This is a genomic window from Micromonospora sp. D93 (assembly GCF_018070365.1).
Lineage (GTDB): Bacteria > Actinomycetota > Actinomycetes > Mycobacteriales > Micromonosporaceae > Micromonospora > Micromonospora ureilytica.
The window spans coordinates 39,505-56,948 of record NZ_JAGPXW010000011.1; the positions used below are offsets into that span (position 1 = coordinate 39,505).

Here is a 17,444-nt window from a genome sequence, read left to right on the forward strand (position 1 = left end):
ACCGCCGGTCAGATGCCGCGCAGGTGCTGCGATACCCGGTTGTGCTTCTTGTCCCGGGCCTGCTCGGCCCGCTGGGCGGGGCCGACCTCGGGCGCCGCCTCGATCCCGGCCGACCGGGCCACCTCGGTCCCGTTGGCGTAGTCGACGGGCGGCAGGGCGCGCAACGCCTTCAGCACGTCCGGCGGGGCACCCTCCCGTTCGGCCTCACGGACCACGTCGTCCTTCTCGGCCGGGTAGTCCAGGCTCGACAGGTACTGCAGGACGTCGGCGTAGCTCGCCATGGCGTGGGCTCCCTCGGGCATCGATGTGGTGACGACCGGCGGCGGTTACCCGCCCGCCGGCCGGTCACGCCCGCCCGGCGGAGGAAACCCGGCGCCGTTTCTCCTCCTCCGCCGCGGGTACCCGCAGACGCCGACGCGAGCCAAGGGAGTACGCGATGAACTACGACACCTTCATCGACCAGGTTTCCCAGCGCACCGCCACGTCGTCCGAGCGGGCGGTCGAGCTGACCCGGGCCGTGTTGGAGACGTTCGCCGAGCGGTTGACCGGCGGCGAGGTCCTGGACCTGGCCGCCCAGTTGCCCCAACCGTTGCAACTCGTGCTCAAACCGAGCCCGAGCACCGAGCAGGCGGACCGGTTCGGCGCGGCGGAGTTCGTCGCCCGGGTCGCGTCGCGCGCCGGTGTGCAGGAGCCCGCCGCGCGGGACGCCAGTCGGGCGGTTTTCACCACCCTGCGCGAGGCGATCACCGGCGGTGAGTTCGATGACGTGGCGACGCAACTGCCGCGTGACTATCGGGGTCTGGTCGAGCAGGCGATGGCCCCGGGCGCGACGCTGCGCCGCGCCTGACACAGCGCTCGTACCGGGCACGCACAGCGGTTTACCAGGGCAACCATCGATGTCCCGCTTGGCGTGGCGATTCCGCCTGGCCTAACCTTGTCGTGCGAGGGGAGTACTTCCCACGAACCATTCCGGTCAGTACGGCGCGCCCGGCGCGCCTCGGGTGGTTGCCCACCAGGTGGTGGGTGAAGGAGACCTCGAACATGACGGTGTTCGAGGAGACCCCACATGAGCCAAGTGTCGTATCTGTCCGCCGCCAGTGACCTGTCGTCGGTGGGCACGCCCACGCTGTGGGCGGTCACCATCATCGGGGTCCTCCTGCTGTTGGTGCTGGACTTCCTGGTCACCCGTCGCCCGCATGAGGTGTCCATGCGGGAGGCCATCGGCTGGTCGGCGTTCTACATAGCGCTGCCGCTGGCGTTCGGCGGCTGGATCTGGTGGCGATTCGGCTCCCAGCAGGGCGTCGAATACCTGACCGGTTACCTGGTGGAGAAGTCGCTCTCGGTCGACAACCTCTTCGTCTTCATGTTGCTGTTGGCGGCGTTCGCTGTGCCGGCGGTGCTCGCCCAGCGGGTGCTGCTCTACGGCATCGCCGGTGCGCTGGTGCTGCGGGCCGTCTTCATCGCCCTCGGGGCGGCGGCGTTGCAGACCCTCGACTTCGCCTTCCTGCTCTTCGCGATCATCCTGATCGCGACGGCGGTGAAGCTGCTGCGCGATGCCATGTCCGGGCATCAGCAGGAAGTCGACATCAACAAGATGCGGTCGGTGAAGCTGCTGCGCAAGGTCATGCCGGTGGTCGACGACTACCACGGCACCAGGATGACCGTCCGGCAGGGCGCGAAGCGGGCACTCACGCCGTTCGCCCTGGTGGTGGTCGCGGTGCTGGCGACCGACATCGTCTTCGCTGTCGACTCGGTGCCGGCGGTCTACGGCATCACCGAGGACCCCTACCTGGTGTTCGCCACCAACGCGTTCGCCCTGCTCGGCCTGCGGGCGCTCTACTTCGTCCTGCACGCGGCGCTGAGCCGGCTCGTGCACCTCAGCTACGGCCTGGCCATCATCCTGGCGTTCATCGGCCTCAAGCTGGGTCTGCACTGGGCCCACGGCATCTGGGACAGCGTGCCGCAGATCCCCACCCTGGCCTCACTCGGCGTGATCATCGGTGTGCTGGTGGTCGTCACGCTGACCAGCCTGCGCGCCACGCGGGGCGGCGACCTGCCCGAAGACCGCAAGGTCGTCGCGGACCGGCACTGACCGCGCCGCGCCGGCTGACGAGGAGGTACGCGGGAAAGCTCCCGCTCCGGCGCGCGCGGGTGGTACGACTGTGCAATGGGAATCGTGTCACCGGGCTTTCAGGGTCGGCCCCGCACTCAGGAGCCGGCCCTGCCACCCGGCCAGTATCTGACCGAGGACTATCCGGTGCTCTCGGCCGGTCCGACGCCCCGGGTGTCACTGGACACCTGGGAGTTCGTCATCTCCGCCGAGAACGGCAGCGAACACCGGTGGTCGTGGCAGGAGCTGATGGCCCTGCCGCAGGAGACCCCGACGGTGGACATCCACTGCGTCACCCGCTGGTCCAAGCTCGGCACCACCTGGCAGGGCGTCTCACTGGACACGCTGCTCGCCGACGTCGACACGGGGGCGCACTTCGCGCTCACGCACTCCTACGGCGGGTACACCACCAACCTGCCGCTGGACGACCTACGCGGCGGACGGGCCTGGGTGGTGCACACCTTCGACGGCGCCCCGCTGCCCGCCGAACACGGCGGTCCCGCGCGAATGTTGGTGCCGCACCTGTACTTCTGGAAGTCCGCCAAGTGGGTGCGCGGCATCCGGCTCAAGACGATGGACGAGCCGGGGTTCTGGGAGACCGCCGGCTACCACGACTACGGCGACCCGTGGCGCGAACAGCGGTACCAGGGTGACTGAGCGCGCCGTGGCGACGAACACCCAACGTCGGGCACCCAACCGTTGGCAGGTCGGCCGGCTGGTGGAGCGCCGAGTGGAGACACCGAGCGCGCAGACACTGGTGCTGGAGGTGCCGGACTGGCCGGGGCACCTGCCCGGGCAGCACGTCGACCTGCGGCTCACCGCCCCGGACGGCTACCAGGCGGCCCGGTCGTACTCTCTCGCCGGGCCGGCGGTGGACGGGCCGGGAGGCCCGCGCATCGAGGTGACCGTGCAGCGGGTGCACGACGGCGAGGTGTCCCCGTACCTCATTGATGTCTTTGGTGACGGCGACCCTCTGGAGGTACGCGGACCGCTCGGTGGCTGGTTCATCTGGCGGCCCGAGGAGACCGCGCCGGTGCAGCTCGTCGCCGGCGGCTCCGGCATCGTGCCGCTGATGGCGATGATCCGGGCGCGGCGGGCGGTGGGCAGCAAGGCGCCGTTCCGGTTGATCTACTCGGTGCGCACCCCTGGCGACGTGATCTACGCCGACGAGCTGCGCCGCCGGGGGCGCGACGACTTCGGGCTGGACGTCGCGTACGTCTACACCCGTGAGGCGCCCGAGGGCTGGCGCGGCGAGCCGCACCGGATCGGGCTCGCGGACGTCAACACGCACGGGTGGCCGCCGGACCTGGAACCACTCACCTACGTCTGTGGCCCGACCGCGTTCGTGGAGACCGTGGCCGACCTGCTGGTGGGGCTGGGTCACCCGTCCCGTCGGGTCAAGACCGAACGCTTCGGCCCCACCGGCTGACCACTAGCTCGCTCACGCAGTGTCGAGGAGATTCAATGACCGAGATGTCGTACTTGGACGGCAACATGCTCGACGGCCCGATGCGTGAGCTGTTCACCGTCGACCTGAGCAGCGCCATGGGCCGCTGCGAGAACTGCGGGATGACCGGCTCGATGGCCAGCCTGCACGTCTACTCGAACGCCCCGGGCCTCGTCGCCCGCTGCCCCTCCTGCGAGGAGGTGATGGTGCGCCTGGTGCGCGGGCCGGACCGGGCCTGGCTGGACATGCGCGGCACCACCTACCTCCAGGTGCCGATGCCGATGGAGCAGACGTTCCCCGGCCCGCTCTGACGGATCGGTCGCCCGGCTGAGGCAACATGGCCGGATGAGCACCTGTCGATGGCGTGGTGTGCCGCTCGCGGTCCGGTGCGTGGTGGCTGTCGCCGTGCTGGTCTTCGCCTACGGCACCGCGGTGCACGTGGTGCAGTTGCTCCTGCCCCAGTTCGGGCCGCAGCTCGCCCTGCCCGGGTGGCTGACGTTCTACTTCACGTCCCTGACACTGTGGGATCCGTTGGCGGCGTTGCTGTTGGCCGCTCGCCGGGTGCAGGGTCTCGTGCTGGCTTGCGCGGTGCTGGTGACGGACGCGGCCGCGAACGGTTACGCCAACTACGTGCTGGACCCGGCGGTCGGTGTCACCCCGGGCCGGATCGGGCAGGCCGTCATCACCGCCCTCGCCGTCGGTTTCGTCGCGCTCAGTCCGTGGCTGGCACCGTGGTTCATCGGCTCGGGCGGCCGAAGCGGCGCGACCGCTCAGACGCGGAGGAGATCGTAGGCCTGGGCGAGGTCGTCGGCCCACTGTGAGTCGTAGTCACGTTCCCACGCGCGGTGCAGACGGTCGCGGGTCGCCGCTCGGCGTAACCAGTCGCCGACGGTGCTCGGCCGCTGGTTCGTGAAGTTGAGTCTGGCGACCGTCTCGGCCAGGTGACGGTCCGCCGACGGGGTGAGCGTGGCGTCCCAGACGTCGAGGAATCGTTCGACGCGCTCGCCGGCCGCGCGAGCCGCGTCGAGGAAGGTCGCCGGACCGGTGAACGACCCGAGCCGCGACGGGTGATCCGCCAACAACGACCGCCACACCGCGTCGAGGTACGCGTCGACGGCGTCCTGCTCGACCCGCGGCCAGGTGCGCCACTCCTGACCGGGGAGTTTGCCCAGGACGATGATCGGTTCCAGGTCCTCGGATACGAGTAGGCGCTCAAGGAGAACGGGGAGCAGGGCCTTCACGTCCGCCCGGCTGCCGACCGTGTTGCCGAGGCTGATGGTCAGCGAGAACAGGTCGTGCTCGTCGACCAGCACCGAGCCCTCGCAGTGCGGGCAGCCGTCGAGCACCGCACGGCGCGGGTACTGGGCGAACGCGTCCCGTACGCCGGCCAGGGCCGTCGTCAGCTCGTTCTCCACCGGTCGATTCTCGCATCGACGACTCACTGCGCGGTGCCCGCGAGCAGCCACCGTCGGACGGGGATCTCCAGCAGCGCCCGCTCGCCGTGCGGACCGACCTGCCGGCCGACGTCCCAACCGTCGTACTTGCGCGCGAACGCCTCGACGACCGCGCTCGGGAACCCACTTTGGTGCACGTGGGCGGCGCCCTCCGCCACCACTGGCGCGTCGCCGCTCTCCAGAGCCACTGACACCCGTGGCTCGGCCACGACATTGCGGGCCTTGACGCTGCGGCTCTCGCAACCGACCCAGAACGTCGCCGAGAGGTAGACGAACCAGACCGGCGTCAGGTGCGGGGACCCGTCGCGCCGCACCGTGCACAGCCAGACGTTCAGCTCCCGCGACAGTCGCTCCTGGACGTCGGCCGGAGGGATCGAGGGGGTTCGGCTCACCGGGTCAGTGGATCACAACGCCGCACGTCCCGACGACGGTCTCTCGACTGCTGCGGGGCCGCGTGCGGCAGGTCGAGTCAGGCAGCGGAGGGTTCCTCGATGGTGGTACCGGTACGTGCGGCCCGCCCGGCGCCCCAGTCGTAGAGGGCCTGCAACACCGGGGCCAGGCTGAGTCCTTCCTCGGTGAGCTGGTACTCGACATGAGGTGGTGTGGTCTCGTGGTCGTGCCGCCGGACGAGCCCGTCGGCCTCCAACTCGCGCAGACGCTGGGTCAGCATCTTCTCGCTGATCCCGGGCATCCGGCGGCGCAGTTCGCCATAGCGGTGTACGCCCTCCTTGAGATGGGCCAGGATCACCGGTCGCCATTTTCCGCCGACGACGTCGACGGCCAGCTCCACCGGGCAGTGGTATCGCTTGGGCATCGTGGCCTCCCTCGGCACGTACCAAAAGGTGCGTACTTGATCATCGTCGCTGCGGGTGTTGAGCTGTACCCATGGTGATCGAGTACATCAGGTACCGCGTGCCGCAGGAACGGCTGGACGGTTTCGAGGCGGCGTACGAGCGGGCCGCCGGCGCGTTACGCGCCGCGCCGCAGTGTGTGGACTACGAGCTGAGCCGCTGCCTGGACGACCCTGCCTGCTACCTGCTGCGCATCACGTGGACATCGGTGGACGAGCACCTGTTGGGGTTTCGGGGCGGCCCGGTCTTCGGGCAGTTCTTCGCCGCGATCAAGCCGTACGTCGAGGACATCCAGGAAATGCGGCACTACGCCCGAACGTCGGTTGCCGGCCCTGGTGGCGCCGCGCCGCCGAGCTTGTACGAGTGGGCCGGCGGCACCGACGCGTTCAGGAAGCTCTGCGACGCCTTCTACCGGCTGGTCCGCTCCGACGACCTGCTCGCGCCGATGTTCGCAAACCTGCACCCGGACCACGCCCGGCATGTAGCGGTATGGCTCGGCGAGGTCTTCGGCGGACCGGCCACCTACACGATGGAGCACGGCGGCTACCGCCACATGCTCGGCCAGCACCTGGGCCTGGCGATCAGCGAGGCGCAGCGTCGGCGGTGGGTCAATCTGATGATGGACGCCGCGGACGAGGTCGGCCTACCCGATGATCCGGAGTTTCGCGCCGCCTTCGCGAGCTACCTCGAGTGGGGCACCCGGTTGGCGGTGGGCAACTCTCAACCGGACGCGGACCCGATCCGGCGGGCACCGGTCCCACGCTGGGGCTGGGGTGTGGCCCCGCCCTACCGGGCATGAGCCGCCGAAACTCGGGTGCGATCGACGTGGCGCACCCCTAGGCTCCCGCTCCGACGGCCGGCACGGCGTCCGGTCCGATGGGAGATGAGCGCAGCGATGACCGCACACCTGTTCGCCATCAGCTTCGACGCTGGCGTGCCTCTGCGGCTCGCGCGGTTCTGGGCCGGGCTTCTGGGGCGGGAAATCGTCGACGATCCACACGACGGCGTCCTGCTCCTACCCACCAACGACAACGAGTACCACCTCCGCTTCGCCCCGTACCAGCAGCCGAAGGTGGTCCAGAATCGGATGCACTTCGATCTGACCAGCAGTTCGCTGGAGGACCAGCGCCAGACGGTGGCCAGGGCACTGGAACTTGGCGCCCGGCACGCAGACATCGGCCAGGGCCCGGAGATCGACCATGTGGTGCTCGCCGACCCCGAGGGCAACGAGTTCGACGTCATCGCGCCGGGCAACAGGTTCCTCGCCGGCTGCGGCTTCGTCGGCGCGCTGGCCTGCGACGGATCGCAGGCGGTCGGCTACTTCTGGAGTGCGGCGCTGGGCTGGCCGCTGGTCTGGGACCAGGACGAGGAGACCGCGATCCAGTCACCGCTCGGAGGCACGAAGATCTCCTGGGGCGGTCCGCCATACATGCCGAACGGAGGCAGGGATCGGGTGCGTTTCGACCTCGTCCCAGGTGTCGACGTCGACCCGCAGATGGAGGTCGACCGTCTGCTCTCGCTCGGAGCGACCCGGGTCGACACCGACCAGGACGGGGCAGGCCGGTTGGTGCTGGCCGACCCCGATGGTCAGGAGTTCAGCCTGCTGACGCACCGCTAGCCCGGCCATCACTGCGTGCCACGACGCGCCCGGGCGGCCGGTTGGACAACGGCGGCACCTGTCGGTCAGAGTGATCCGCCGTGAGATACCTGCGTACCGGTGGTCCCGCCGCGATCCGGCGACCCCGGCCCACCGACTCCGACGAGTTCGTCGCCGCAGCCCGGCGCAGTCGGGACATGCACCACCCGTGGTTGGCTGCGCCGGCCAGCCCGGGGGAGTACGAGCTGTATCTGCGCCGGATCCGTCGCCGCGACAGCGCCGGCTACCTGATCTGCGACCGGGCCAGCGGCGAGATCGCCGGCTACGTGAACATCAGCGGGATCGTGCTTGGTGCGCTGCGTGGTGGCTACCTCGGGTACGCGGCGTTCCTGCCGTACAGCGGGACCGGGCACGCCTCGGCGGGTGTCGCCCTGGTGATCGACCACGCGTTCACCTCGGCCGGGTTGCACCGGCTGGAGGCGAACATCCAGCCGGGCAACGAGCCGTCCCGGCGGGTGGCCCGCAAGCTCGGTTTCCGGTTGGAGGGCTTCTCCCCGGACTACCTGTTCATCGACGGCGCCTGGCGCGACCACGAGCGCTGGGCGATCACCGCGCCAACCCCCGCCTGACCGCCGACGTTTGTCCGGGGCTTCGACGGGAAACGGCCCGCAATGACGAAACCTCGTGTGGTGATCGTGGGGGCCGGGTTCGCCGGTTACCACGCGGCGAAGACGTTGAGCCGGATCGCCCGGGATCGGGCCGAGATCGTGGTGCTGAATTCCACCGATTACTTCCTGTACCTGCCGTTGCTGCCCGAGGTCGCGGCGGGGGTGGTCGAGCCCAAGCGGATCGCGGTGCCGCTGACCGGGACGCTCAAGGGCGTACGGGTGGTGGTCGGCGAGGCGGACAACGTCGACCTGCAGAACCGCTGGGTCGGTTTCACACAGGCCGAGGGGGAGAAGAACCGGCTGGCGTACGACAGGTTGATCCTCGCCGTGGGCAGCGTCAACAAGCTGCTGCCCATTCCGGGGGTGACCGAGTACGCGCACGGCTTCCGCGGCCTGCCCGAGGCCGTCTACCTGCATGATCACATCGTCCGGCAGGTCGAGCTGGCGGAGCAGGCCGAGGACCCGGCCGAGCAGCTGGCCCGCTCCACGTTCGTGGTGGTCGGGGCGGGCTACACCGGTACCGAGGTCGCGGCGCACGGCCAGTTGTTCACCGACGCGTTGCACGCTCAGCGGCCCCGGCTCACCGTCCGCCCCCGCTGGATGCTGCTCGACGTGGCGTCGCGGGTGCTGCCCGAGTTGGACAAGCGGATGTCGGACACCTCGCACAAGGTGCTGAACCGGCGTGGGGTGGACGTGCGGATGGGCACGTCGGTGGCCGAGGCGACCTGCGACGGGGTGAAGCTCACCGACGGTGAGTACGTGCCGACCTGCACCCTGGTGTGGTGTGTGGGGGTGCGCCCCGACCCGTTCGTCAACGAGTTGGGTCTGCGGACCGACCGGGGTCGGCTGGTGACCGACGAGTTCCTCAACGTGCCCGGCTATCCGGAGGTGTTCGCGTGCGGCGACGCCGCCGCCGTGCCCGACCTTGTCAACCCGGGCAAGCTGTGCGGGATGACCGCCCAGCACGCGCAGCGGCAGGGCAAGCGGGCGGCGTACAACATCGCCGCGTCGTACGGCTTCGGCCGGCGTAAGCCGTACAAGCACCACGACCTGGGCTGGGTCGTCGACCTGGGTGGCAAGGACGCGGCGGCGAATCCGTTGCAGGTCAACCTGGCCGGGCTGCCGGCCAAGGCGGTCACCCGGGCGTACCACCTGATGGCGATGCCGGGAAACCGCACGCGGGTCAGTGCCGACTGGGCGTTGGACGCCGCGTTGACCCGGTCCGCGGTCCAGTTGGGGCTGGTGCCGGCCAACGCGGTGCCGTTGGAGAGCACCACACCCGAGGTCGCGAGCCGGTCCCGCTGAGCGGGCCGCTCAGTTGGTGGAGCCGGTCGGCCGCGCGGCCGGACCGGCCGGTGGGGCGGGCCGCAGCCGGCGCGGGCCGTACTCGCGCAGCAGGGTCTGGGTGATGCCGGCGGCGGGGATGGCCAGCAGCGCGCCGAGCAGACCGGCCAGCTCCGCCGCGAGCAGCACGCTGACCAGCACGGTCAACGGGTTCAGCCGGACCGCGCGGGCCAGGATGAGCGGCTGGAGCAGGTGGTTCTCCACCTGTTGGTAGATCACGAAGAAGACCAGCACCACCACTCCGGCGGTGGGGGAGTGCAGGAAGCCGGCGCCGGCCGCGATCACCGCGCCGAGGGTCGCCCCGACCAGCGGTATCAGGTCGGCCACCGCGACCAGCAGGGCGATCACGGCCGGGAAGGGCACCCCGGTGAGGGTCAGCACCACGAAGGTCAACGCCCCGCAGATCACGCTGATCAGCAGGTTCCCGGTGAGGTAGCCGGTGACGGTGCGCGACACCTCGCGGCCCACCCGGCGTAGCCGCTCGCCCTGACCGTCCCCGGCCGCCGCGAGCAGGCCGCGGGTGATCCGCGGCGCCTCCAACACCATGAGGTACGCGAGCACGATGACCGTGACCAGCCCGGCGACCGACTCGACGACGCCGCGCAGCACACCGACAGCGGGTTGGCGCAGTCGGCCGCCGAGGTCGCGCAGCTGTTCGGAGTGCTCGCTCACGTAGCGCCGTGCCCCGGTGCGCTCCAGCACCTGCCCCACCGGGCCCTGTCCCGCGCGGGCCTCCCGTACCAGCTCGGGCGCCCGGTCGGCGAAACGGCCCAACTCGCCGAACAGCGGCACCAGGATGAGCGCGGCCAGGATCGTCAGCAGCACGAACGCGGCGAGGAACACCAGCAGCGTGGCCAGGGCCCGACGCCGGACGAAGCGGCGTTGCAGCCGGTCGACGAGGGGTTTGAGGGCGACGGCGAAGAACGCGGCGACCACCGCCCAGACCAGCACGCGCCGGGTCGCGTACACGAAGCCCAGCGCGAGCACGGCCGCCAGCACCAGACCGATCACGATCACGGTTCGGCGGCCGGTCTCCCGATCGACGGCGTTGCTCATCCGGCGGGCCTTCCCCGCGCGCGCCGTCGGAAACCCGGCATTGCGGGCGCAACGGCGATCAGTGGTGGGAGTTGTCGTCCGCGTCGGTGACGGGATGGGCGCCCGCGACGAACGTGTCGAGCGCGGCGGCGTGCAGCAGGCCGCCCGGCACCGGGTCGCGTAGGGCGGCCACCGCCAGCCGGGCGACCGGCAGCCCGCCGGGGCGGGAGGTGGCGGCCAGCACCAGGTTGCCGTACCTGCGGCCGCGCAGCATCCGCCGGTCGCCGACCACGCACACGTCGGCGAACACCGCCCGCAATGTGGCCACCTGAACCCGGGTACCGACAAGTGGCGGCAGGTCTGTGACGTTGACCAGGTACAACCCGTCGGGGCGCAGGGCGCGAGCCACCTCGGCGGCGAACTCGACGGTACGGACGTGCCGGGGCATCCGGGCCGCCCGGTAGATGTCGGCGATGACCAGGTCGTACCGGCCGTCCGGGGTGGCGGCCAGGGCGTCCCGGGCGTCGGCGACCTCCACCCGCACCTCCGGGGGCGGTGGCGGCAACTCCCGGGCCACCAGCTCGACCACCGCCGCGTCCCGCTCGACGACCCGTTGCGGGGAGCCGGGCCGGGTGGCGGCCAGCCAGCGGGGCAGCGTCAACGCCCCGCCACCCAGGTGCAGGGCGTTCAGCGGGGCACCGGCCGGGGCCGCCACCTCCACCGCCGAGGCGATCCGCCGGACGTACTCGAAATGCAGGTGGCGGGGATCCTCGACGTCCACGTACGACTGTTCGACCCCGGCGGACAGCAGTGTCCGCCCGGTCCGGCGGACCGGGTCGGCGACCAGTTCCAGCCGGTCGGCGGCGCGGTTCATGTCCGGCACGCTAGCCGAGCCCACGGTCCACCCGGTCCGTGGGCTGGGCACGGCGGACGGGCCGGTGGAGCGGGGTCGCCCCCGGTCCGCCGGCCCGCCGATGTCACGGTGGCCGGTCAGCTGCCGGCCATCCCGGCCCCCACCTCGTCGATCGCGTCGTCGATCTGGCGGGCGAGGTCCACGTCGAGCGCGGTCACCCCGTCGGCCTGGCTGGTCCGCACTGTCAACACGGCAGCGGTGTCTCCCGGACGGCCGATGCTCGGGCCGCGGCCGTTGTCCTGACGCAGCCGGTCGAGCCGGGCGAGAACCCGGTCCAGGTTGTCGGGCGGCAGCGCTACCACCCGGTAGAGGCCCTGGCTGTCGCCGGCCCAGTAGGGCAGGTCGTCCAGCGCCGCGTCGATCTCGTCGGCGTCCAGGGTGGGTGTGGTGGTGGAGGCGCCCACGAGGCCGCCGCCGGCCTCCGGCGGGTTCAACAGGTCCCGCAACCCGTCGGGTACGTGCAACGACTCGACCAGGTCGCCGTCCTGCTCGGCGAGCGCGGCAATCGTCGCCTCCGCCTGGTACCGGGCCTGCTCCGGGGTGTTGCCGCTGATCCGGCCCACCTCGGCCAGGAAGCCGGGCAGGTCCTGGTGCCGCTCGATGCCGTCGACCGGCAGCACGTCGTGCAGCGACGCCGGCACCGCGGCGAGCAGCCGCTGCCGCTCGGCGGCCTCCAGGGCGAACGCGAGGACCAGCACTGTCGCCTCGGTGCCCACCTTGGCCGTCTTGAAGTCGACCCCGGCGCGACGCCGGACCTCGTCGACCAGCTCGTGGTAGCCCATGCCGCGCACACCGGCCGCGCCGCTCGGCGGGGACGGCTGCGGTCGCGGGTTGTCCGCGCTACCGACCGGCGGCGGTGCCGGCCCGCCGCGCGTGGTGTCCGACTTGTGCACTCCGGCCGGTGGTGGGCCGGCCCGCTTACCCGCATCGAGGCTCGTGAGCTGCTTGGAGGCACTCAGGCTGGCGCCGATCTCGCTGGGCTGGCGATTCTGTTCGCGGGCCTGCCGGGCCAGTGCCCGGCGCCTCTGGTTGTCGCCCTCCATCTGCTTGCGCATGCTGGCATCCCTTTCCGCTGGGGATCGTGGCTGCGCTAGTCGCCTTCCCGCCGTCCCGGAGAAGGAAACGGAGGCCGCCGGCCGGGTCGGCCCGGCCTCCGCCACGCTTCATCCGGCGGGGGTGAGGGGTGCTCACCCGCACGGCCGGCACGATCGGGTCAGGACCGGAGTTCTTCCGAGGTACGCGGAAGGAAGGTCGTCATGAAGGAGATCGTCGAGATCGTCCCCGCCCGACCCGGCTGGTACGCCCGCTGGCAGCTCACGCCCGAGGTCACCAGGTGTTACCCGGTGAGCCTGTGGGCGCTGCTGGAGGAGGCCGACGGGACCGGCCGCGAGGTGATCGGCATGGACTGCGTCGGTCAGTGGCCCGGTGCGGACGACAACGAGGCGGGTGGGCAGTTCGTCCGCTACCTGTACCAGACGCCCGATTCGGGGGAGCCCGAGGACGTCGACGCGACCCCGATCGGCGCACTGCGTGAGGACGGACCCGGCTCCAGCCGATGACGGCACCCTAGACATTCCTCCGGCCCCCGACCCCAGGTCCCAGGGTCGGGGGCCATCCCCGTTCGCATCCGGGGGTGGCCCGCGGATCAGCCGATGGCGCGCACGTCGCCGTCGGCGTACGCCTCGGCCAGCAGCTCACTCAGGCCGGTGCGGTCCAGCATCCGCTGGAGCTGGGCGCTGACCCCGATCAGTCGGATCGCCCCGGCGGCGCGCTGCACCACCAGCAACGCGCTGAGCCCGGAGGAGTCGCAGAGGGTCACCCCGGTCAGGTCGACGAGCACCGGGGCGTCGCCGTCGCCGCGCAACTCGGCCGCCGCGGCGACCAGCTCGGGCGCGGAGTCGTAGTCGAGTTCGCCGGTCAGCCGGAGTCGGACCTGCCCGGCGGCGAGCCGGGTTGTCTCGATGGTCAACAGCTGGTCGGGCATCCCGTCATTCTCCTTGTGGAGCGACGAAACGCAAAGCGGGGGGCGGCGACACGCGCCCGTGGCCGTCGTCCGGCACCCCCGTGGTGGCGGTGCCCGCCACCCGCCGTGAGATGCCGCTATCCGGGTTCGGGCGTAGGGTGGGCTGGAGAGTTTTGGCAGTGGACGCCGGTTCCGGCACGGGTTCGGTGAACGAGAAGGAGTGAGGCTCAGCTGGTGACTGCTTCCGACGTCAGGGACTGGGACCCGGGCGACGGACGGCTCTCCACGCCGAGCACGACACGATCCTCGGCGTGGTCCGCCGACGTCCGGCGCCCCACAGCGGCCCTGCCGCCGCTGGCCCCCGACCGGGGTCAGGCCACACCCGCCTGGTTCGAGGTCGTCGAGCATTTTCGTGAGGGTCTGGTGGTCTGCGACGCCGACGGCGTCGTGCGACACGTCAGCCCGGTGGCCGAGCGGTTGTTGCCCGAGGTGACGCCCGGCGAGCTGCTCAGCGCGGCCGGTGTGCCCGGCCTGAGCGAGGGCGCCCCCGGTGGCTTCACCCATCGCGGGCGTCGGCTCACCGCTCGCCAGGTGCCGCTCTCCGGTGCCCGCTGCTGCTGGTACGTCGAGGACGTCACCGACAGCGTCAGCCGCGCCGACGCGCTGCTCGCCGAACGGGCGCGCTCGGCGTTCCTGGCCGTGGTCGGCGACAAGCTGGGCAACCCTCTGCACCCCGACCGGGCCGCCGCCGCGGTCGTCCGCCTCGCCGTGCCGACCCTGGCCGAGGTGGCGGTGCTGGTGCTCGCCCCACGTGCCGGGCGCGCCCGCTGGTGGCGGGCCTCGCGCACCGACGACGAGGCGCCGACGGTGGACAGCGGCGTGTTGGCCGGCGGCGAGTTACCGACCGCCATCGCCGACGGGCTGACCGGGGCCGAGCCGCACGCTGTGGACTGGCTGGTCGAGCAGGCGGTCGACGCCGGTTGGCTGCCGGGGCTCGCCGGCACCGAGAGCGCCGCCCGGGTCGTCCCGCTGCCGGGCCGCGACGCGCCGGTCGGTGTGTTGCTGGTGGCCCGTCGCGCCAGCCGCTGGTACGACGAGGACGACGTGGAGCTGGTCCGCGCGTTCGCGGCCCGCGCCGGCGCGGCGTTGACCACCGCGCTGCTCTACCGCGACCAGGCGGAGGTCGCCGACACCCTCCAGGCCAGCCTGCTGCCTGTCGAGCCGGTCGAGGCCGTCGGCGTGCAGTGGGGCACCGCGTACCGGCCCGCGCAGGCGGGGCTGCGCATCGGTGGCGACTTCTACGGGTCGCACCGACTCCCCGACGGCGGCTCGGTGTTCTTCCTGGGCGACGTGTCGGGCAAGGGCGTCGAAGCCGCCGTCTTCACCGGCCAACTGCGCCAGTGCCTCCAGGCGCTGCACCGATTGGAGTCGCACCCCGCGCGGTTGCTGCGGCTGCTCAACGACGCGTTGCTGGAGACCACCCAGGCGCACGGCCAGGGCCGCTTCGCGACGATGGTGCTCGGCGTGGCCCGCCCGGAGCGCGACGGTGGGCTCACGCTCACCATGGCCGGCGGCGGGCACCTGCCACCGCTGGTGCTGCGCGCCTCCGGCGAGGTGGAGACGGTGCCGTTGCGCGGCATGCTGATCGGGGTGGTCCCCGATCCCCGCGTCGGGGAGGTGACAGTGCGGCTGGCCCCGGGCGAGACCTGCCTGCTCTACAGCGACGGCGTGACCGAGGCCCGGGGCGGCCGGCGCGGCGGCGAGCAGTTCGGGCCCGAGCGGCTGATCACGGCGCTGACCGGCTGTCAGCGGATGCCCGCGCCGGCGCTGGCCGAACGGGTCGAGCAGGTCACCTGCGACTGGCTGGCACAGGGCGACCACGACGACATCGCCGTGCTGGCGCTGCGGGCGGTCGGCCTGAGCGGGCGCGGGGCGCGGCACCTGCACTCGGTGCCCGCCGGCATCGGGGAGACAGAGGGAGCTGACGCGTGACCGCCGCCACGGCCACCACCGACCTCGGCGACGCGTACTCCGGCTATCTGGACCACCTCGCCGACGCCGACGAGTACGCCGCGACCGACCTGGCGATCGGCCTGCTCGACGCGGGCGTCCCGGCGGAACGGGTGCTGCTCGACCTGGTCGCGCCCGCCCAGGCCGAGGTGGGCGAACGGTGGGCACGCAACGAGTGGAGCGTCGCCCAGGAGCACGCGGCCACCCACATCAGCGAGCAGGTGGTGGCGGCGGTGTCCGCGCACGTCAAACCGCGGCCGACCGGCGGCCGGGTCGTGGTCGCCTGCATGGACGGCGAGTGGCACGCGCTTCCGCCCCGGCTGGTGGCCGAGGTGTTGCGGTTACGCGGGTGGCAGGTGACCTTCCTGGGCGCCAGCGTGCCCGCGGCGCACCTCGTGTCGTACCTGCACCGCTACGACGCGCACGCGGTCGCGCTGGCGTGCGCGCTGCCGATGCGCCTGCCGTACGCCCATCGGATGATCGAGGCATGCCGCCGCTCGGACGTGCCGGTGGTGGTCGGCGGGCGCGGCTTTGGCGCGGATGGCCGGTGGGCGCGCCGGCTCGGGGTGGCGTGGGCGCCGGACGCGCCCTCGGCGGCCGAGCTGATCGCCGACGAGCGGGCGCTGCGCGGGGTGCCGCCGGCGCGACTGGCCCACCTGACCGACGACGAGTACGCCAGCCTGGTGCGCCGTCGCGGTGAGCTGATCGACAGCGCGTTGGCGGAGCTGCGGGAGCGGGTGCCGGCGGCACGCGCGTACACCGCCGCGCAGCTCGATGCGACAGTCAGCGACCTGGGCCACATAGTGGATTTTCTGGCCGCGGCGGTCTACGTCGACGACGCCTCCTTGTTCAGCGAGTTCGTGGAGTGGCTGTCGGGGATTCTGAGCAGTCGTGGGGTGCCTGTCGGGGCGATCGCCCTGCCGCTGGAGCACTACGCTGCCGCGTTGCGGGATTTCCCCCGGGCGGCTCGGACGCTTGCGCTGGGAAGCGCGGCCCTGCTCGGCATGCACCGCTGACCGACCCGCCGGTGGCACCCGGATCGATCACCGCGCTCGGCGGCGGCGCGGTCAGCTCTGCGTATACTTGCCGGACTGCAAACGTCCCACCCAAGGGTGGAGCGAGGGGGAGAACGGTGACGTTCAGCGTCAGCTACGTCGAGTTCGACGGTGGTGGCGCCGCCTGCCTGCGGCTCGCGGGTGAGCTGGACCTGGGCACCGCCCCCGAGCTGACCGCCGCGATCGACCGGCTCACCGCGGCGGGCGAGACCCGGGTGCTGCTCGACCTCACCGACCTCACGTTCTGCGACTCCACCGGGATGGCCGTGTTCGTCCGGGGCGACAACCAGGCGGCTGCCGACGGGGGGTGGCTCCGCCTCACCGGCGCCAACGGGCGGGTCGAGCGGGTCCTGCGGGTGACCGGCCTCGCCGACGTGTTGCGCTACGAACCGGAGTCGGTCGACCCCGCGTCCCGCAGTGCGTCCTGATGGGCTAGATTTCCCCGCCAGCATTTCCCCGCCAACGCGGTGACCGTCAGGGTCCCGTCCCCGCCGACTCCGAGGCAGGTAGTGATGGGCGCAGACAGCCCCCAGCCGGTACGCATCCTGGTGGTCGACGACGACCCCGGCGACGTGCTGATGATCGAGGAGGCGTTGGCGGACTCCGACGTCGACAAGATCATCGACGTGGTCAGCGACGGCGAGGAGGCGATGGAGTTTCTCCGCGCCGAGGGCCGGCACGAGCAGGCCCGCCGACCGGACGTGATCCTGCTGGATCTGAACATGCCGCGGATGGACGGCCGGCAGGTACTCGGGGCGGTCAAGCAGGACGAGGATCTGCGGACCATCCCGATCGTCGTGCTGACCACCTCCAACGCCGACACCGACATCGTCGGGAGCTACACGTTGCAGGCCAACGCGTACGTCACCAAGCCGATCGACCTGGACGACTTCAACGACGTGGTCCGCCGCATCGACGAGTTCTTCGGCCGGGTCGTGGTGCTGCCCAAGCGGGGCTGACGCCGGCGCCGCCCGCGCGCATGCTGAACATTTTTCCC

At 71.6% G+C, this 17,444-nt stretch carries 23 protein-coding genes; 15 read left to right on the forward strand and 8 right to left on the reverse strand.

Features of this window, described 5'->3' with window-relative positions; genetic code table 11:
- Nucleotides 1-8: 8 nt before the first annotated feature.
- Nucleotides 9-281: a DUF2795 domain-containing protein gene (locus tag KBX71_RS14850; RefSeq protein WP_030332551.1), complete on the reverse strand. Its 273-nt coding sequence runs from the start codon at nt 279-281 to the stop codon at nt 9-11.
- A 155-nt stretch (nt 282-436) separates the two neighbouring features.
- On the opposite strand from KBX71_RS14850, the gene KBX71_RS14855 reads away from it, so the two are divergent.
- The 6 genes from KBX71_RS14855 (at nt 437) to KBX71_RS14880 (ending at nt 4,349) form a co-directional block, all read left to right on the forward strand.
- Nucleotides 437-847, forward strand: a complete 411-nt coding sequence (locus KBX71_RS14855) for a DUF2267 domain-containing protein (RefSeq protein ID WP_210818467.1) — start codon at nt 437-439, stop codon at nt 845-847.
- A 219-nt stretch (nt 848-1,066) separates the two neighbouring features.
- Nucleotides 1,067-2,092 (forward strand): TerC/Alx family metal homeostasis membrane protein, encoded by a 1,026-nt coding sequence (locus KBX71_RS14860; protein ID WP_210818468.1) that lies wholly within the window; start codon nt 1,067-1,069, stop codon nt 2,090-2,092.
- Between the two features lie 75 nt (nt 2,093-2,167).
- Nucleotides 2,168-2,767, forward strand: a complete 600-nt coding sequence (locus KBX71_RS14865) for a sulfite oxidase-like oxidoreductase (protein WP_124819386.1) — start codon at nt 2,168-2,170, stop codon at nt 2,765-2,767.
- Between the two features lie 7 nt (nt 2,768-2,774).
- Entirely contained in the window at nt 2,775-3,539 is a 765-nt protein-coding gene (locus KBX71_RS14870; protein WP_210818743.1) for a ferredoxin reductase, read from the forward strand.
- 35 nt (nt 3,540-3,574) lie between these two features.
- Nucleotides 3,575-3,868 (forward strand): DUF6510 family protein, encoded by a 294-nt coding sequence (locus tag KBX71_RS14875; RefSeq protein ID WP_210818469.1) that lies wholly within the window; start codon nt 3,575-3,577, stop codon nt 3,866-3,868.
- Between the two features lie 34 nt (nt 3,869-3,902).
- On the forward strand, nt 3,903-4,349 hold the full coding sequence (locus KBX71_RS14880; RefSeq protein ID WP_210818470.1) for a hypothetical protein: 447 nt from the start codon (nt 3,903-3,905) through the stop codon (nt 4,347-4,349).
- Here the strand turns inward: KBX71_RS14880 and KBX71_RS14885 are convergent.
- The 3 genes from KBX71_RS14885 to KBX71_RS14895 all read right to left on the reverse strand — a co-directional run bounded on the left by KBX71_RS14885 (nt 4,328) and on the right by KBX71_RS14895 (nt 5,825).
- Nucleotides 4,328-4,972 (reverse strand): hypothetical protein, encoded by a 645-nt coding sequence (locus KBX71_RS14885; RefSeq protein ID WP_210818471.1) that lies wholly within the window; start codon nt 4,970-4,972, stop codon nt 4,328-4,330. The genes KBX71_RS14880 and KBX71_RS14885 overlap by 22 nt on opposite strands.
- A gap of 23 nt (nt 4,973-4,995) precedes the next feature.
- Nucleotides 4,996-5,403 (reverse strand): pyridoxamine 5'-phosphate oxidase family protein, encoded by a 408-nt coding sequence (locus KBX71_RS14890; protein ID WP_210818472.1) that lies wholly within the window; start codon nt 5,401-5,403, stop codon nt 4,996-4,998.
- 77 nt (nt 5,404-5,480) lie between these two features.
- Nucleotides 5,481-5,825 carry a helix-turn-helix domain-containing protein gene (locus KBX71_RS14895; protein WP_210818473.1) on the reverse strand — a complete coding sequence of 115 codons (345 nt, stop codon included), beginning with the start codon at nt 5,823-5,825 and terminating at the stop codon, nt 5,481-5,483.
- A gap of 71 nt (nt 5,826-5,896) precedes the next feature.
- Here KBX71_RS14895 and KBX71_RS14900 point away from each other — a divergent pair, with 71 nt between their 5' ends.
- The 4 genes from KBX71_RS14900 to KBX71_RS14915 all read left to right on the forward strand — a co-directional run bounded on the left by KBX71_RS14900 (nt 5,897) and on the right by KBX71_RS14915 (nt 9,432).
- Nucleotides 5,897-6,661, forward strand: coding sequence for a group II truncated hemoglobin (locus tag KBX71_RS14900; RefSeq protein ID WP_210818474.1), 765 nt, complete (start codon nt 5,897-5,899; stop codon nt 6,659-6,661).
- A 96-nt stretch (nt 6,662-6,757) separates the two neighbouring features.
- Nucleotides 6,758-7,480: a VOC family protein gene (locus KBX71_RS14905; protein ID WP_210818475.1), complete on the forward strand. Its 723-nt coding sequence runs from the start codon at nt 6,758-6,760 to the stop codon at nt 7,478-7,480.
- 80 nt (nt 7,481-7,560) lie between these two features.
- A complete protein-coding gene (locus tag KBX71_RS14910) occupies nt 7,561-8,088 on the forward strand; it encodes a GNAT family protein (protein ID WP_307847078.1) in 528 nt (175 codons plus the stop codon).
- Nucleotides 8,089-8,130: 42 nt separating this feature from the next.
- Nucleotides 8,131-9,432 carry an NAD(P)/FAD-dependent oxidoreductase gene (locus KBX71_RS14915; protein ID WP_210818476.1) on the forward strand — a complete coding sequence of 434 codons (1,302 nt, stop codon included), beginning with the start codon at nt 8,131-8,133 and terminating at the stop codon, nt 9,430-9,432.
- 9 nt (nt 9,433-9,441) lie between these two features.
- Here the strand turns inward: KBX71_RS14915 and KBX71_RS14920 are convergent, their stop codons facing one another.
- From KBX71_RS14920 to KBX71_RS14930, 3 genes are all read right to left on the reverse strand, one after another.
- Nucleotides 9,442-10,527, reverse strand: coding sequence for an AI-2E family transporter (locus KBX71_RS14920; RefSeq protein WP_210818477.1), 1,086 nt, complete (start codon nt 10,525-10,527; stop codon nt 9,442-9,444).
- 58 nt (nt 10,528-10,585) lie between these two features.
- Entirely contained in the window at nt 10,586-11,380 is a 795-nt protein-coding gene (locus KBX71_RS14925) for a spermidine synthase (protein WP_210818478.1), read from the reverse strand.
- Between the two features lie 116 nt (nt 11,381-11,496).
- The gene (locus tag KBX71_RS14930; RefSeq protein WP_210818479.1) at nt 11,497-12,474 is read right to left on the reverse strand and encodes a DUF2267 domain-containing protein; all 978 of its coding nucleotides are present in this window, start codon (nt 12,472-12,474) and stop codon (nt 11,497-11,499) included.
- 201 nt (nt 12,475-12,675) lie between these two features.
- Here KBX71_RS14930 and KBX71_RS14935 point away from each other — a divergent pair, with 201 nt between their 5' ends.
- The gene (locus tag KBX71_RS14935) at nt 12,676-12,978 is read left to right on the forward strand and encodes a hypothetical protein (protein WP_210818480.1); all 303 of its coding nucleotides are present in this window, start codon (nt 12,676-12,678) and stop codon (nt 12,976-12,978) included.
- Nucleotides 12,979-13,064: 86 nt separating this feature from the next.
- Here KBX71_RS14935 and KBX71_RS14940 read toward each other — a convergent pair whose 3' ends face one another.
- Entirely contained in the window at nt 13,065-13,403 is a 339-nt protein-coding gene (locus KBX71_RS14940) for an STAS domain-containing protein (RefSeq protein WP_210818481.1), read from the reverse strand.
- 213 nt (nt 13,404-13,616) lie between these two features.
- On the opposite strand from KBX71_RS14940, the gene KBX71_RS14945 reads away from it, so the two are divergent.
- The 4 genes from KBX71_RS14945 (at nt 13,617) to KBX71_RS14960 (ending at nt 17,406) form a co-directional block, all read left to right on the forward strand.
- Complete coding sequence (locus tag KBX71_RS14945; RefSeq protein ID WP_210818482.1) at nt 13,617-15,374, forward strand: PP2C family protein-serine/threonine phosphatase; 1,758 nt, start codon at nt 13,617-13,619, stop codon at nt 15,372-15,374.
- Nucleotides 15,371-16,408: a B12-binding domain-containing protein gene (locus KBX71_RS14950; protein WP_210818483.1), complete on the forward strand. Its 1,038-nt coding sequence runs from the start codon at nt 15,371-15,373 to the stop codon at nt 16,406-16,408. Before KBX71_RS14945 ends, KBX71_RS14950 begins: the two co-directional genes overlap by 4 nt.
- 116 nt (nt 16,409-16,524) lie before the next feature.
- Complete coding sequence (locus tag KBX71_RS14955; RefSeq protein ID WP_210818484.1) at nt 16,525-16,875, forward strand: STAS domain-containing protein; 351 nt, start codon at nt 16,525-16,527, stop codon at nt 16,873-16,875.
- Nucleotides 16,876-16,959: 84 nt separating this feature from the next.
- Nucleotides 16,960-17,406, forward strand: coding sequence for a response regulator (locus tag KBX71_RS14960; RefSeq protein ID WP_210818485.1), 447 nt, complete (start codon nt 16,960-16,962; stop codon nt 17,404-17,406).
- The last annotated feature ends 38 nt before the right edge of the window (nt 17,407-17,444 follow it).

What these genes read in the sequence shown, in the direction of transcription:
- KBX71_RS14850 (WP_030332551.1), bottom strand. Translation starts at nt 281, where the DNA reads ATGGCGAGCTACGCCGACGTCCTGCAGTACCTGTCGAGCCTGGACTAC.
- KBX71_RS14855 (WP_210818467.1), top strand. Translation starts at nt 437, where the DNA reads ATGAACTACGACACCTTCATCGACCAGGTTTCCCAGCGCACCGCCACG.
- KBX71_RS14860 (WP_210818468.1), top strand. Translation starts at nt 1,067, where the DNA reads ATGAGCCAAGTGTCGTATCTGTCCGCCGCCAGTGACCTGTCGTCGGTG.
- KBX71_RS14865 (WP_124819386.1), top strand. Translation starts at nt 2,168, where the DNA reads ATGGGAATCGTGTCACCGGGCTTTCAGGGTCGGCCCCGCACTCAGGAG.
- KBX71_RS14875 (WP_210818469.1), top strand. Translation starts at nt 3,575, where the DNA reads ATGACCGAGATGTCGTACTTGGACGGCAACATGCTCGACGGCCCGATG.
- KBX71_RS14880 (WP_210818470.1), top strand. Translation starts at nt 3,903, where the DNA reads ATGAGCACCTGTCGATGGCGTGGTGTGCCGCTCGCGGTCCGGTGCGTG.
- KBX71_RS14895 (WP_210818473.1), bottom strand. Translation starts at nt 5,825, where the DNA reads ATGCCCAAGCGATACCACTGCCCGGTGGAGCTGGCCGTCGACGTCGTC.
- KBX71_RS14900 (WP_210818474.1), top strand. Translation starts at nt 5,897, where the DNA reads ATGGTGATCGAGTACATCAGGTACCGCGTGCCGCAGGAACGGCTGGAC.
- KBX71_RS14905 (WP_210818475.1), top strand. Translation starts at nt 6,758, where the DNA reads ATGACCGCACACCTGTTCGCCATCAGCTTCGACGCTGGCGTGCCTCTG.
- KBX71_RS14915 (WP_210818476.1), top strand. Translation starts at nt 8,131, where the DNA reads ATGACGAAACCTCGTGTGGTGATCGTGGGGGCCGGGTTCGCCGGTTAC.
- KBX71_RS14920 (WP_210818477.1), bottom strand. Translation starts at nt 10,527, where the DNA reads ATGAGCAACGCCGTCGATCGGGAGACCGGCCGCCGAACCGTGATCGTG.
- KBX71_RS14925 (WP_210818478.1), bottom strand. Translation starts at nt 11,380, where the DNA reads ATGAACCGCGCCGCCGACCGGCTGGAACTGGTCGCCGACCCGGTCCGC.
- KBX71_RS14930 (WP_210818479.1), bottom strand. Translation starts at nt 12,474, where the DNA reads ATGCGCAAGCAGATGGAGGGCGACAACCAGAGGCGCCGGGCACTGGCC.
- KBX71_RS14935 (WP_210818480.1), top strand. Translation starts at nt 12,676, where the DNA reads ATGAAGGAGATCGTCGAGATCGTCCCCGCCCGACCCGGCTGGTACGCC.
- KBX71_RS14940 (WP_210818481.1), bottom strand. Translation starts at nt 13,403, where the DNA reads ATGCCCGACCAGCTGTTGACCATCGAGACAACCCGGCTCGCCGCCGGG.
- KBX71_RS14960 (WP_210818485.1), top strand. Translation starts at nt 16,960, where the DNA reads ATGGGCGCAGACAGCCCCCAGCCGGTACGCATCCTGGTGGTCGACGAC.